14 protein-coding genes and 1 pseudogene are annotated in these 13,616 nt (G+C 64.7%); 10 read left to right on the top strand and 5 right to left on the bottom strand.

Annotated elements, in window-relative coordinates:
* Window positions 1-184: 184 nt before the first annotated feature.
* The 8 genes from ABD912_RS19720 (at window position 185) to ABD912_RS19685 (ending at window position 7,271) form a co-directional block, all read left to right on the top strand.
* Window positions 185-415 carry a hypothetical protein gene (locus ABD912_RS19720; protein WP_345153588.1) on the top strand — a complete coding sequence of 77 codons (231 nt, stop codon included), beginning with the start codon at window positions 185-187 and terminating at the stop codon, window positions 413-415.
* Between the two features lie 35 nt (window positions 416-450).
* Window positions 451-762 (top strand): EthD family reductase, encoded by a 312-nt coding sequence (locus ABD912_RS19715; RefSeq protein WP_345153587.1) that lies wholly within the window; start codon window positions 451-453, stop codon window positions 760-762.
* 201 nt (window positions 763-963) lie between these two features.
* The gene (locus ABD912_RS19710) at window positions 964-1,305 is read left to right on the top strand and encodes a VOC family protein (RefSeq protein WP_345153586.1); all 342 of its coding nucleotides are present in this window, start codon (window positions 964-966) and stop codon (window positions 1,303-1,305) included.
* A 51-nt stretch (window positions 1,306-1,356) separates the two neighbouring features.
* Window positions 1,357-1,656 (top strand): DUF1330 domain-containing protein, encoded by a 300-nt coding sequence (locus ABD912_RS19705; protein WP_345153585.1) that lies wholly within the window; start codon window positions 1,357-1,359, stop codon window positions 1,654-1,656.
* Window positions 1,657-3,087: 1,431 nt separating this feature from the next.
* Window positions 3,088-4,236: a glutathione-independent formaldehyde dehydrogenase gene (locus ABD912_RS19700; RefSeq protein ID WP_345153583.1), complete on the top strand. Its 1,149-nt coding sequence runs from the start codon at window positions 3,088-3,090 to the stop codon at window positions 4,234-4,236.
* Between the two features lie 59 nt (window positions 4,237-4,295).
* Window positions 4,296-5,441 (top strand): zinc-dependent alcohol dehydrogenase, encoded by a 1,146-nt coding sequence (locus tag ABD912_RS19695; protein ID WP_345153581.1) that lies wholly within the window; start codon window positions 4,296-4,298, stop codon window positions 5,439-5,441.
* A 15-nt stretch (window positions 5,442-5,456) separates the two neighbouring features.
* The gene (locus tag ABD912_RS19690; protein ID WP_345153579.1) at window positions 5,457-6,032 is read left to right on the top strand and encodes a hypothetical protein; all 576 of its coding nucleotides are present in this window, start codon (window positions 5,457-5,459) and stop codon (window positions 6,030-6,032) included.
* Window positions 6,033-6,779: 747 nt separating this feature from the next.
* Window positions 6,780-7,271, top strand: coding sequence for a MarR family winged helix-turn-helix transcriptional regulator (locus ABD912_RS19685; protein ID WP_345153576.1), 492 nt, complete (start codon window positions 6,780-6,782; stop codon window positions 7,269-7,271).
* Between the two features lie 13 nt (window positions 7,272-7,284).
* Here ABD912_RS19685 and ABD912_RS23610 read toward each other — a convergent pair.
* A pseudogene (locus ABD912_RS23610) lies at window positions 7,285-7,471 on the bottom strand (IS481 family transposase); the annotation flags it as partial.
* 142 nt (window positions 7,472-7,613) lie between these two features.
* Between ABD912_RS23610 and ABD912_RS19680 the strand changes: the two are divergent.
* Window positions 7,614-7,817 carry a hypothetical protein gene (locus ABD912_RS19680; protein WP_345153573.1) on the top strand — a complete coding sequence of 68 codons (204 nt, stop codon included), beginning with the start codon at window positions 7,614-7,616 and terminating at the stop codon, window positions 7,815-7,817.
* Between the two features lie 657 nt (window positions 7,818-8,474).
* The gene (locus ABD912_RS19675; protein WP_345153572.1) at window positions 8,475-9,473 is read left to right on the top strand and encodes a hypothetical protein; all 999 of its coding nucleotides are present in this window, start codon (window positions 8,475-8,477) and stop codon (window positions 9,471-9,473) included.
* Window positions 9,474-10,308: 835 nt separating this feature from the next.
* Here the strand turns inward: ABD912_RS19675 and ABD912_RS19670 are convergent.
* The 4 genes from ABD912_RS19670 to ABD912_RS19655 form a co-directional block, all read right to left on the bottom strand.
* Window positions 10,309-10,845 carry a flavin reductase family protein gene (locus ABD912_RS19670; protein WP_345153570.1) on the bottom strand — a complete coding sequence of 179 codons (537 nt, stop codon included), beginning with the start codon at window positions 10,843-10,845 and terminating at the stop codon, window positions 10,309-10,311.
* Window positions 10,846-10,868: 23 nt separating this feature from the next.
* Window positions 10,869-11,411: an NADPH-dependent FMN reductase gene (locus ABD912_RS19665; protein ID WP_345153568.1), complete on the bottom strand. Its 543-nt coding sequence runs from the start codon at window positions 11,409-11,411 to the stop codon at window positions 10,869-10,871.
* 35 nt (window positions 11,412-11,446) lie between these two features.
* Complete coding sequence (locus ABD912_RS19660; RefSeq protein WP_345153566.1) at window positions 11,447-12,241, bottom strand: carbon-nitrogen hydrolase family protein; 795 nt, start codon at window positions 12,239-12,241, stop codon at window positions 11,447-11,449.
* Between the two features lie 284 nt (window positions 12,242-12,525).
* Window positions 12,526-13,608, bottom strand: coding sequence for an LLM class flavin-dependent oxidoreductase (locus tag ABD912_RS19655; protein WP_345153565.1), 1,083 nt, complete (start codon window positions 13,606-13,608; stop codon window positions 12,526-12,528).
* Between the last annotated feature and the right edge of the window lie 8 nt (window positions 13,609-13,616).

The raw sequence follows: 13,616 nt of genomic DNA, 5'->3' as shown, positions 1-13,616 counted from the left end.
GGGTGAGCAAGAGACTTGTCCGCCGCTGCCTTGCCGTGCGCACGGCACAAGGTTAGCCGCCCCGGCCGGAGCCAGACCGGGCAGCTCCCTGGGAATCAACTTTCCATCCTGCGCCCGCGGGCCACCCCAAAGAGCACCCGCACCGCCGCTTTCGATGCCTACAAGTTCGAACGAAAGACGGACCATGAACACGAGCCTCACCACACCCATACGGGTTTTCGACGTCAGCCAGGTCGACCCCGGTGACCTGGTCGAGGCCCGCCGCGGCGGAAAAATGCATCACCGCGGACCTGCGGAGGAGGCCGTGCCGGCCCTGAACGTCTTATGGATCTTCGAGCAGGAAACCGGGCTGCGCAAACTGATCGAAGCCGGCGAATACGAAATCTGGGCCAGGAAACGCGCCGATGCAACTTGAGCCGGATACGGCCGGTAGGTCCTGAAAGGAAACATATGTACGACGTATTTGCCACTTACCGAACCCCCAGCAACCCGGCTGCCTTCGACAGTCATTACGAACAGGTGCATGTGCCCCTGGTCGAAAAAATGCCGCTGCTGAAGGAATTCGCCTGGGGCAAGGTCGAGGATGAGGAGTCCGAGACCTACCTCATTGCACGCATGACGTTTCAATCTGCAGCAGAAGCGGAAAAATCCTTCGGCTCACCGGAAGGGCAGGCCGCAGCAGATGACGTGCAGAACTTTGCACCGTCCGGATTTCAACTACTGCGCGTACCCCGCGAGGAGTCGTCCCGGCAGCCGGCATGACAGGCGCAGCAGCGTTCCGCTTCCGCCGGCGGGCACAGGGTGTGCGTTTGCCCAGCACAGGCTGGCGCCTCTCCGGCAACAGGAGCACCGCCAGACGCACTGAAGGCCGGGCAGGAATTTGAAACCACCAACAGTTTAGTACCGCTAATCGAACGCACATTAGCGGTAAGGGATTCACAGTTACGAGAGATTGGAGTTAAGGTGTCTCGCCTTGGCAATATTCATTACCCCGTCACCGACCTGGCAACGGCGCTGGCCTTTTACATGTCCGCATTCGACCTGAAACCAAAGTTCGTGGACGGACAGCGCTACGCAGCCCTGGATGCCGGAGGCACAACCCTGGCCCTCGCCGGCCCGGAAGAAGACCTGACCGACGGGGCCGTCGCTGCCTCGTTCAAAGTAGACGACGTGCAGACGGCCCTGGATGCGATTAAGGCAGCCGGTGGATCGGTGGTGCAGCCCCCGACCGCAGGACCCCACGAACTACGGGCCGTCGTCTCCGATCCGTGGGGCAACACCCTCATCGTCTACGGGCCGAAATAGGCGCCCCGGCTCCTCCTCCGATCCATAAGCTCCGATATCGAAAGGTGCATGATGTCTGCTTTTGTCGTGGTTGCCCTTGACGTCAACGACGAAGAGAAGTTCGGCGAGTACGTGGCCAATGTGGCCGCGAGCTTTGCCAAGTACAACGTGGAGGTGCTCGCCGCCTCCGATGAGCTGGACACGATCGAGGGGGTCGCTCCCTCGGGACGCATCGTGATGCTGCGCTTCCAATCGTCCGCACAGGCGCGGCAGTGGTATGAGTCGCCCGAATACCAGCGCGTGCTGCCATTGCGGCACGCTGCCGCCGACACCAGATTCATGACGGTTGTCGAAGGTCTCAGCGAGGCCTGAGACCCTCCGGGGGCAGGAGTAAACTGCCGAACGAATCAGCGGCGCATTCGAAGACTCGTTCCTCATCGACGGTCACGAGATTGCGGGCAAAGCGGCCATCGGCTTCACCCGCGTTACCAGGAGCTCCACGGTTAACCGGCTGCTGTACGAAGCCGGCCGGCGGATGCACGAGAACAAGGCTGCACGGAAAGAACCGCGCAACGCCCGCCGGGGGATCGCGCCGGCGGGTGTTGCAGGCGGCCGCCTATCCGGGACTCCCAACCCGTGCGGTTCCATCCGCTTCGGGATGGTCCAACTGCGCCGCATTGATGAGGTGGGCCATGTCCGCGTCCAGCATTGCCGCCTCGTCCCGGACGCGTCCTGGGCCCTCGCCGCCGACCTGCTGGTGGCCCACACCCTGGAGTGAGCAGGCACGCGGCCCCGCACAACGGTCCCGACCGCTGCGCGACCGGACAGGCTCGTGGTGGCAACCGGACACGGCGCGATACCCCTTGGGAGCACGGCGAATGCGCGCCTTCCTGGACGCAACGGCGTGGTTGACCGGCACGGTGGCCGCCCTGTTCTGGATCGCTGCGTTCATCGTGCGGAACCACCAATGTGGGCTTGTCGAGGTCGACACGCAACCACTGCTGGTGGACGGCCGACCGTGCCTTAACTGGCCATTACCCGGCGGCACTCCGGTCCTGCGCGAGCTGTCTGGCGAGGAAGGGTGTGCTTGGCCAGGAGGATGGTTGCACGTCGGGAAAGGGTGGAGACCTTTTGGGTTGGTGGTTACGACACACAGCCGGACCCTAGAGGTCTTCATGTCCAGCTGTACCGCCCGTGGCCACCGCAATGCCCCACTGACCCCGAGGGGGACACGAGATCCTCGTCGAGCGGATCGAACCCGCCCGCCGGGTCCACGTTCCGATAGGCCTAAGGCCTTCTTCTGCGTCAGGGCTCGTCTCTGCACCATCGTCAGCTCCATGAAAACGGGCATAACCGCCGCAGGGATGACGGTAGGGCTGCCACGCCGGCCGCGCAGGTTTTTGCCGTGAGGCAACGAACCGGCGTCCGCGAAGACATGGCTCTGAGGCAGCGACTGCAGTTACGCAGGGGTCTTCTATTGGGTCAACGCGCCCCCTCGACACCTCTGCCAGGCACACCTAGCATGGAGGCTCGACCAGATTCTCGTTTGCGTACAGACCCGGACTTTTGGGATTTCCCCCGCCTGCCCGGCGTCTGAAAACCTATGGTCTCCCACCCGTTCGGCGGGACTTCACAGGCCACAATCCTGATTCCTCCATTCCTCGCCTGCCCTAATTACGCGTGGCCGGGTGACGTCCGCGCCGCCTTTTCCGGGGACGCCCTGCAACCTTCTGGGTTTGCAACGCCCCGGAAGCTGCAACTACTTGGTCCCAGACGGAATGGGATAGAGAAAAGAGCGGAAAAATGAAGGCTGTAATTTATAAAGGGCCGAACGACGTCCGCGTCGAGGACGTACCGGATGCCAAAATTGAGCACCCCGCCGACGTGCTGGTGCGGATCACCTCGGCGAACATCTGCGGCTCGGACCTGCACATGTACGAGGGCCGCACCAGCTTCGAACCCGGACGCGCCTTCGGGCACGAGAACCTGGGGGAAGTGATCGAGACCGGCCCGGCGGTGAGCAAGGTGAAGGTGGGCGAACGCGTCGTGGTGCCGTTCAACATCGCCTGTGGATTCTGCAAAAACTGCGAACGCGGCTTCACCAACTACTGCCTGACCATGCAGCCCGAGCCCAAGCTCGCCGGCGCAGCCTACGGGTTCGCGGACATGGGTCCGTACCAGGGCGGACAGGCCGAGTACCTGCGCGTGCCGTACGGGGACTTCAACTGCCTGCGCCTGGGCGAGGACTCCGTGGAGAAGGAGCTCGACTACGTCATGCTCGCCGACATTTTCCCCACCGGCTGGCATGCCACCGAGCTGGCCGGGGTGTACCCGGGCGACTCCGTCGTCATTTACGGTGCGGGACCCGTGGGACTCATGGCCGCCTACTCGGCCATTATCAAAGGCGCCGGCAAAGTCATGGTCGTGGACCGCCACAGCGACCGCCTGAAGCTGGCCGAACAGATCGGCGCCATCCCGGTGGATGATTCCGCAACGGACCCTGTCGAGTTCGTCAAGGACCAGACCATGGGATTCGGGGCCGACCGCGGTTGCGAATGCGTCGGCTACCAGGCCCACGACCCGGACGGGAACGAACAGCCCAACCTGACCCTGAACCGGCTGGTGGACTCCGTCCGGTTCGTCGGCGGCCTAGGCGTGGTGGGCGTGTTCCTGCCCCAGGACCCCGGGGCCCCCGACAAACTCGCCCAGCAGGGCCAAGTAGCCTTCGACTACGGAAACTACTGGTTCAAAGGACAGACGATGGGCTCGGGCCAGTGCCCGGTCAAGAAGTACAACCGGGCCCTACGCGACCTCATCGCCGGCGGAAAGGCCAGCCCCTCCTTCATCGTCAGCCACGAGCTGCCGCTGGATCAGGCCGCCGAGGGCTACAGGAACTTCGACAGCCGCGAAGATGGCTGGACCAAAGTCGTCCTCCACCCGGCCGGCGCCTGAGAGCGCCCGGACAGGAGAATTCCGATGCCGGAACAAGAATTCTTGCCGAGGCGGTCCTGATGCGGGCGATGGTGTACCGCGGCCCCTACAAGGTGCGCGTGGAGGAAAAGGACATGCCCCCGATCGAGCACCCCAATGACGCGATTGTGCGGGTGAGCCGGGCGGCGATCTGCGGGTCTGACCTGCACCTGTACCACGGGATGATGCCGGACACCCGGGTGGGCATGACGTTCGGCCACGAGTTCATCGGCGTGGTGGAGCAGGTCGGCCCGTCGGTGGAGCGGCTCAAGCCCGGGGATCGGGTGATGGTGCCGTTCAACATCTACTGCGGGTCCTGCTACTTCTGCGCGCGCGGGCTGTACTCGAACTGCCACAACGTGAACCCCAACGCCACCGCCGTCGGCGGCATCTACGGGTATTCGCACACCTGCGGCGGCTACGACGGCGGCCAGTCCGAGTATGTGCGGGTGCCCTTCGCCGACGTCGGGCCGGGCCTGATTCCGGACTGGATGGACGACGAGGACGCGGTGCTGCTCACCGATGCCCTGCCCACCGGCTATTTCGGGGCCCAGCTGGGCGACATTTCCGAGGGCGACACGGTGGTGGTCTTCGGGGCCGGCCCGGTGGGGTTGTTCGCCGCCAAGTCCTCCTGGCTGATGGGCGCCGGCCGGGTCATCGTCATCGACCATCTGGAGTACCGGCTCGAGAAGGCCCGTTCGTTCGCGCACGCGGAGACCTACAACTTCACCGAGTACGACGACATCGTGGTGCACATGAAGAAGATCACGGACTACCTCGGGGCCGACGTGGCCATCGACGCGGTGGGGGCCGAGGCCGACGGCAACCTCACCCAGCACATCACGGCCGCGAAGTTCAAGCTGCAGGGCGGTTCCCCGGTGGCGCTGAACTGGGCGATCGACTCGGTCCGCAAGGGCGGGACCGTCTCGGTGATGGGCGCCTACGGCCCGATCTTCAGCGCGGTGAAGTTCGGCGACGCGATGAACAAGGGCCTGACGCTGCGGATGAACCAGTGCCCGGTCAAGCGCCAGTGGCCGCGGCTGTTCGAGCACATCCGCAACGGCTACCTCAAGCCCAGCGACATCATCACCCACCGGATCCCGCTGGAGCACATCGCCGAGGGTTACCACATCTTCTCGGCCAAGCTGGACAACTGCATCAAGCCGATTGTCGTCCCCGGCGGCTGAGGAAGGAGCACGACCATGGCCTACACCGCAGAGGCACCGCGGACTCCCCCGGCCCAAGAGCTGCGGGCCCGCATTCCCGGGTGGGGGGCGGACCTGGACCCGAAGGACCGTCCCGCGGTTCCCCGGGAGCGTTTCGATCCGGGTGCGACCGGCGCCCACTGGGACTTTCCCGAGCGTCAGGAGGAGAAGTGGCCGCGCGAGAGGTCCCTCGAGCACAAGTTCCTCACGCCGGTGTTCGGCACCTCCTGCCCGCCGAAGGGCCTGTCGGGAGTGATGCGTAAGCACGCCTACGCCAAGTACAGCGAGGGGCGCGCGGCGCACTGGCTGATCCTGCTCGGAGCCGACCGGGTCGACGCCTGGGAAAGCCACCTGCTCTCCTTCCTCTCCCTGCGCCCCGACAATCCCGTGACGGAAACCGGCGTACTGAGCGAGTTCTCCGGCCACGGGATCTCCTCCCGTTTCGGCAAAAAGCGCGCGGACCTGAAGCACCAGTGGATGGATCCGATCATCGTCGGCGCCCCCTGGGCGCTGGCGGCCGGCGGACTTGCCGCCGTCGCACTCAGGACCCTGCGAAAGCACCGCGCAGGCTGAGACCGGTTCTGCCCGGGTGGCGAACGGCTTACGGTCCGCGGTCACCGAACCACCTGGCGGCACGGCACCAAGGCCGAGCCGGCACCGCCAGGCCATCCCGGCCGCCGCAGCCCACCTCGTCGCCATGCTGTGCCTGGCAGCAGGCCACCAACGCCGACCAGCGGCACGTGAACTGGCACTTCACGACCAGCCACGCCCGCATTCGGCTCCGCCACTTATACCCAGAGCATTGGAAACGACGCCCTCCTGGTTGCTCCACCGGACGTCAAGCCTTGGCCGCGGTCAAGTCATCGGCGGCCAGAAGGACGCTGTTGGCGTCAGCCACGAGGCTGGCGACCGGTGTCCGACTGGAGGGCCCTTCGTTCCCCTGAGGCCAGTGGCGTCACGTGCTTTCCCGTTTTTCCCCTTGGGTCGGGGAGACCGTTGTCCCCCCTAGCGGAAGCCCTGGCCGGAGACCAGGCCGAGGTCAGCGACGGTTGAGCGTTGCGCCTCGGTTTCGACATCGACGGCGGAGAGCAGCGCTGCGATAGCTCGAGCGAAGTCCCGGGGGCGCCATCCCGCCCATTGGGGGGTGGACGGGATGGCGCGATTTTGATCCCACCGCTGGGGCCGGGATCGGCTTCTTCCAGCCCTTGGGGGGAGGCTGGAAGAGACAGGTAAAAAGCTACACTACTTTCGTCCACGAATCATTCGCCCACGAATTAGAAGCCCGCCGGGTGGTGAACCGCGCGACGGTAAAGTGACCCCATGAGTTCTTCCACCGGGGACGACGACGATCTTCTGCTTGAGCGACAGTTTTGCTTCGCTCTGGCCGCGGCCTCCCGCACCGTCATCAGCGCATACAAACCCGTCCTGCAGGAAATGAACCTCACGCACCCGCAGTACCTCGTGATGCTTGCACTGTGGGAGAAGTCCCCGCGTTCGGTCAAGGAGATCGGGGAAATGCTCATGCTTGCTCCCGCGACGCTGTCCCCGCTGCTCAAGCGCCTCGAGGGTGCTGGATACATCACGCGCCGACGGGAGAAGGTGGACGAACGGACCTTGGTTGTCGGGCTGACGCCCGCGGGAACCGCGCTGCGCACCCGGGCGCTGGGCGTGCCCGAGACCATGCTCCAAAAGCTCTCCCTGACCCGGGAGCAAGCCGCGCAACTCCGCGATGACATGGTTCGGCTCACCAACATCGTTCAGGCCGGAGGACCGGTTCCGCCCAACGTGGGCGAAGCGCCGGACGCCGGCTGAGTGGGACACTGTCCCGAACTCCTCCGCCGTCGTCGTCGGGAATTCTCCCGAGTTTTCGTTACGTCCAAATGGAACAGTTCCCCGGGGCGGTCGCGTTCGTAGCGGCGGACCATGACCCGGGAGGCGCGGACGCGGGTCCCGGTGAACGGCTCGCAGTCGGCCGGCGTCGGCACGCCGTTCCGGGCCAGGGGCCGGGTGACGGCGCCTCCCGTGAGTGCACCATGTTGGGGGAAGGTGGCCACAGGGACTGAACCTCTCCGGGTCCGGTAGAGGCTTTCCTCAACGAAGAATGAATCGTGACCAGTGGAATCAAGTAGGAACGGGAGTTCCAGGACCGGCCGTGTGCCTGTACGCGGAGCGGCGGCGGAGCACCAGCAGGAGTCCAAGGCCGCGGGGATCCGGCACGTGGCCAAGATCGTCGGGATGCCCGATGACACGTTGAGCACGGGGACGCGTCGGGCGGAGGTCGACGCCGGTGAGCGGCCGGGGGTGAGGAGCGACGTGGCCGCGGACCTGCACCGGCTGCGCAGGGAGAACGCGGAGTGAATATTTAATGGGTGGAGAGCATGTGGAAATCGCGTCTCGGCGTCAGCGGTATTGCCGAGGAGCGCCGATGGCAGCCTGGCTAGTAGCTCGTCGTGGCTAATGTGCCGAGTTGGGGGATGACGTTCCTGGCGGGGTTCTTCCCCGCCCGCCGGGATCGAGGCCGTGATGTCTGGGGCGAAGTCGTGGCCGGTGGCGCCCAGCCTCGCCGAACGGCTTGAGATCCACCACACCCCAAGCACCGATCATGGCTGAACATCGCCGAGACCGAGCTCTCCGCGCCCACCCGCCGGTGTCTGGACCGGCGCATCGACGACCTCGAAGTGCTCCACCGCGAACTGGCTGCCTGGCAGCAGGCCACCCACGCCGACCAGAGGCAGGTGAACTGGCACTTCACGACCAGCGACGCCCGCACCAGACTCCGCCACCTATACCCAGAACATTAGCGGCGACGATCTACCAGGGTGCTACTCAAGCCCCATCGATTGATCTCAGGTAATGGCCAAGTGATACTCGACGCATGCATAAGGCGCATCTGAGGGTCACCGCGCCCGGAATCCTGCTCGTGCAGGCCGGTCCGTTCGCGGCCGGCGCCTTGAGGGCGCGCCCAACCGGTCGCCACTCCCGCCGTTTCCGTCCGAGCGCTGTCGGGCTGGCGGGATGAAGCCGCTCCACGTCGGCCTCGTGGCCGACCCGGCGTCGCCCACCGAGATCGCGCACCGGATGAGCGACCTCGACCCGCCGGGCGGCGAGGATCGCGACGCCTGGGACATCGAGGTCGTCAGCGAGCCCTTCACCCTGGGTTCCGAAGACGTCGACACCGCGTTGGCGCGGCTCCGGGACCAGGCGCGCCAGCACGAATGGGACCTCGTCATCGGACTGACCGAGCTTCCGCTTCGCGACGACGACGGCCGGTACCTGCTGGCCCAGACCGACCCGCAGCGACGCACGGCCGTGCTGTCGCTACCGGCGCTCGGCGGCCTTCGCATGCATGCGCGCGCCCGCCACGCAGTGCGCGAACTCGTCAGCGGCATGGCCGAGACCACCTCGCAGGACGAGCACCGCGTGCCGCTCCCCCGCCTCAGTGGCCGCTGGCGGTTGCTCTTGGGCATGGTGCTCGCCAACCGTCCGTGGCTCCTCGTGCCCGGGCTCAAGTCCGCCCTCGTCGCGGCACTGGCAACCGGCGCCGTCGCCACGATCAACTCCACGGTTTGGCTACTGGCCGGCTCCCTCTCTTGGTGGCGCCTCCTGGTCGCGACGATCGCTTCCATCGCACTCGTCGTCGCCTGGCTCGTGATCGACGGCGAACTATGGGACCGCCCCGACGACAACTCCGCCGAGGCTAGGGAAAGGTCCCGCCTCTACAACACCTCGACGCTGGTGACCCTGAGCATCGGGGTGCTCATCTGCTATCTCGCGCTCTACGTCGTGAACCTTCTCTGGGCGCTGTTTGTCCTTGACCCCGCCGTGATGGGCGGATACCTCCACGCATCCCTCGGCTACGGCGACCTGTTTATGCTCACCTGGTTCGTCGCGTCGGCCGCGACCGTCGGCGGCGCCCTCGGCACGGGCCTGGAATCGGACGAAGCGATCCGCGCGGCCGCGTACTCAAAGCGCGAGGAGGAGCGCCGCAGCCGGCTCGCACGCGAACGAACCTAGTGCGGCGACCGGATAGGTTCGCGGTGTTTCACGCTGCCGCCGTGTCACGGCGGCCCCGGCGGTGGTGCCATTCGCTGCGGATACGGGCGCATTCGCGGCGTTCGGGCTCGAGGACCGTGGAGTCACGGAGTCCTTCTCGGGATCCGCATATCTACCCGAGGTGCTCCAGGACCTGAAGATCATCTGGGTTGAATCGGGCCCCGTCGAGAAATTGCTCGAGCGCGAGGTACTCGGCATCCGGAACACCTTTCGGAAGCTCAAGTAGTAGATTCCGAAGCGTCTGCGGACGTCTTGCAATTGAGGGGATGCCAGACGTTGTGTCGAGACACTCGTGCGCGTGCTCAACTAAGCCGTCTCGCGTTGAATTCCCCTTCCCACCCGGCCGCCAGCACACCTCCCATGCGCACGCTACCTCGCGCTGCCAGCGACCGTGCACAGCTTGGGATCAGCACGTGGCAACGGACGCGTTCCCCCTGGTCCAAGACCACCTCAGTCGGCGCACCTTCGCCACGGTTCGGGTTCCATCGGCATCAACGAAACGGGGTGGCGGGCGCCAATTCCTGCCCGTGCCTGGCGGGCTTCGGGTTGATTCCACATGCGGAAGCAACTGTCTTCCTAGCATGGTCACCAGGGGTTTCGCGGGCCCGGTCCAGCGAACCCGATCCACCGGGCAGGACCGGGATCGAGTGGTGAACGTGATCGGAAGAATGAAGCCCAACCCGGTCCCGGAACGTTGCCGGGTGAGCCAACCGGTATGGGATTGGATCGGCCTCTCTTCGCGCGCAGATCCCCGAGGGGGACCAGGTGCTCGCGATCAGCGTAGCGAAGGCGTATTTCAGTCAGCGGGCACGTCGAGCTCGCGCAAGTGACGGTACATACCCTTGAAGTAGAGGAGAGGCTCCTCCTTGTGCCAGGAGGCGGGGCTCATCTCGTTGACGCGCCCGATCACGATGTAGTGGTCTCCGGCCTCGTGTTCGGCCCAAATGTCGCAATCGAGCCACATCAGGGTGTCGGCAATGACGGGGTTGCCTGCGGCAGTCGGCGACCATTCGATTCCGGCCCACTTGTCGGTGCCCTTGCGGGCGAACTGGTTCGACACCGTGTGCTGGTCGTGGGCGAGCACGTTGACGACGAACTTGCCGGCCTCGCGCAGTCGCGGGTAGGTGGTGGAGTTGGCCATCACGCTGAAGGACACCAGCGGCGGCTCGGTCGAGACCGAGTAGAACGACTGGCAGGTGAACCCGATTGGGCCGTCCTTGTCGATTCCGCTGATGATGGTGATACCCGAGGCATAGTGCCCGAGCGTGTCACGGAAGGCTCGAGGGTCGAACGCGGGCCCGTGGACGATTTTCCGGTCAAGTGCCATTGTCATGTCCTTCAACTCCTATTGCTGTTTTACGCCACCGGTGTTGAGAGAGAAGCGGTCGCGGTGGCGACCTGGGCGAGGCGGGTGAGGTTGGCGGTATATTCCGCGGCGGCCTGTGCGACGGCTTCGTCAAGGCGGTCCATCTGGTCGGCCACGAAGTAGAAGCCGCGCCCGGGAACGACCGCTCCCAGCTCCACCAGCAGCGGTGCCAGGTTGACCGTCGGACCCATCGCGTGGGTGAGATCGCCCCCGGTGTGCACCGGAATGGCTGTCACCCCCGTGAGCCCGTTCATCGGATACCGGTCGAGGAAGGCCTTGAGAAGGCCCGTGTAGCTGGCCTTGTAGGTGGGCGAGGCGAACACCGCAAGGTCGCTCTCCGCGACCCGGTTATTCAGTGCCGCCATCTTCTCCGAGGGCCACGCGAAGATCTCGGCGGCGTGGTCGGCCAGATCGATGATCTCGAGCTCGTAGCTACCGGGGGCAAGAAGTTTCTCGATCAGGGTTTCGGCGACCTTGAGGGTGCGTGACTTCGGCTTGGGATTGCCGACGACGATCGTTGCTTTCAATGCCATTGCTTGCTTCTCACTTCATATCAGTTGACAGGAAATTAGAACTGGCGTGCGTTGGCCAACACCGGAAGCGTGGTGCGCACCTCATCCACCCATGAAGGATCGATATCGACGACGGCGAGTTCGGGTTTTCCGCCCAGCGCCGCCAGGGTTGAGCCCGACGGAGAGATGACGGCGCTATGGCCAATTCCGGTGGGGGCAGCATCCGCCGGTCCCGCCCCGATGGTTTCGGGATCACCTTGGTCGCAGGCCACCACGAAGGTGGTGCTGTCCAGGGCCCGGGCCCGGACCAGCAGGTCCCACTGTTCCGCCTTGCCCTCGCCGGCACCCCAGGACGCACACACGATGTTGACCTGCGCGCCGGCCCTGGCGTTGGCCGTAAACAGAGCCGGGAAACGGACGTCGTAGCAGGTGGCCAAGCCGAAGACCGTGCCGTTGAGTTCGAAGGTCACGGGGCTTTCGCCCGCATCCACTGTCGTCGACTCGGTAAAGCCGAAGGCGTCGAAGAGGTGCACCTTGTCGTAGGAGGTGTCAATACCCGGTCCTGTAACCAGCAGGGTATTACGGACCCGGCCGTCCTTCGCCGGAGTGAACATCCCCGCAACTAGCGCAATGTCCAGTTCCCTGGCAATGCCGCGGACCTTTTCGGCCCACGGGCCCTCAAGAGGCTCCGCGATGTCCGTCAGGGAACCGCCGAAGGCGCGCATGGCCGCTTCGGGAAAAACGACAAGCTCTGCGCCGGCGGCCTTGGCCTGCGTGGCGTAGTCCCGGATGAGCTCCACGTTGGCTGACGGGTCTGAACTACTGACGATTTGGGCGACTGCAAGTCGCATGGAAGAACTCCCACCTGTTGTGTAAGTGACGAGGCGCTCGGCGAATGCCCGGCTGTGGCCCGTGACTTCCTGCTGCGAGCCTGATTGGCAGATTCTTGTCCACGTAACGCGGACGTCCTGATCCAGGGACGAAAAGTCCTTGCGGTGAGAGCGGAAGTCGACGACGACGGCGCGGCTCGCTTCCCGGGGCGCCAGGTGCCGAACGGCCCTTCCAGACGGTCTGGATGATCAGGCACGCCATGTGCGCATCAAACACAAACCGCCTGGAAGGGACCACGACTGCCTCAGACCGACTGGAGAGCGGCGAACTTCTCGCGAACGAGAGGCAGGACCTTTTCCCCGAAGATCTTGATATCGGGGACCCAATCGACGAATGTCATCAGCATGCCGGGGATGTTGTAGTCGCGCTCAATCGAGACGATCTTCTCGGCCACGGTTTCGTAGGAACCGTGCAGGACCGGGAAGCTCATGAAGGTCAGGTTCCCAACCTCAGGCGGAGCAGTGAGACCGTTGATGAAGTGTTCACTCGTGCCGCCCGTCTGCGGATCCAATGAGGCGCTGCCCATGATGTTCTTCAGTGCCTCGTGATCCGCGTTCTCCACCAGATCCTCCATCCGGGCGCGGGCCTTCTCATCGGTTTCATCGGCGATGATCGTGTACACGGCCATCGTTCCCACCTCCCGTCCGATTTCCCGAGACAGGTCAATGACCGGCTGAGCGATCTTCGGGAGCAGCTCCCGGTCGGCAAACACGAAGTTGTAGTCGGAATGGTGCGCGGTGTACATCTGGCCACGCGGCGACTGCCCGGCCGTGATGATCGGGAGCTCGCGGCCCGATGAGGGGTAGCACGTCGCGTCGTTGAGCTTGAAGAACTCTCCGTCGTACGTGACCCGCCCATCGCGCCACATCGCCCGCATGATCTCGACGTACTCGCTTGCATAGTCGTAGCGGCGGTCGTAGTAGTCGTCTCCGGGCCACAATCCCATGTCAGCGTACTCTGGCTTGTTCCATCCGGTCACGAGGTTCACGCCGCCTCGGCCATTGGCGATCTCATCGAATGTTGCGAGCTGACGGGCCGCGACAGCCGGGTGCATGGCCAGGATCGGGAGGGTGGCAAACACTTCGATTTCGCTGGTTTTTGCCGCCAGGCCACAGGCCAAGGCAATTGAGTCGAGGCAACCATCCCAGTAGCCGGTAGTGCCCCCAAATCCGCGGTACTTGATCATCGACAGAATGAAGTCCAGCCCCAGCCGTTCCGCCTCTTGGGTGATCTCCAGGCAGTGGTCGAAGCTTGGCTCGTACTGCGGCGCGGAGTTCGAGATGATGTAGCCGTTTTGGCCGTTCGGAAGGAATACTCCGAGTTTCATTGCTGATT

This window comes from Arthrobacter ginkgonis, assembly GCF_039540195.1.
Lineage (GTDB): Bacteria > Actinomycetota > Actinomycetes > Actinomycetales > Micrococcaceae > Zafaria > Zafaria ginkgonis.
Note: the sequence above shows the minus strand (reverse complement) of the source record. Positions and strands in the feature narration are given on the sequence as shown.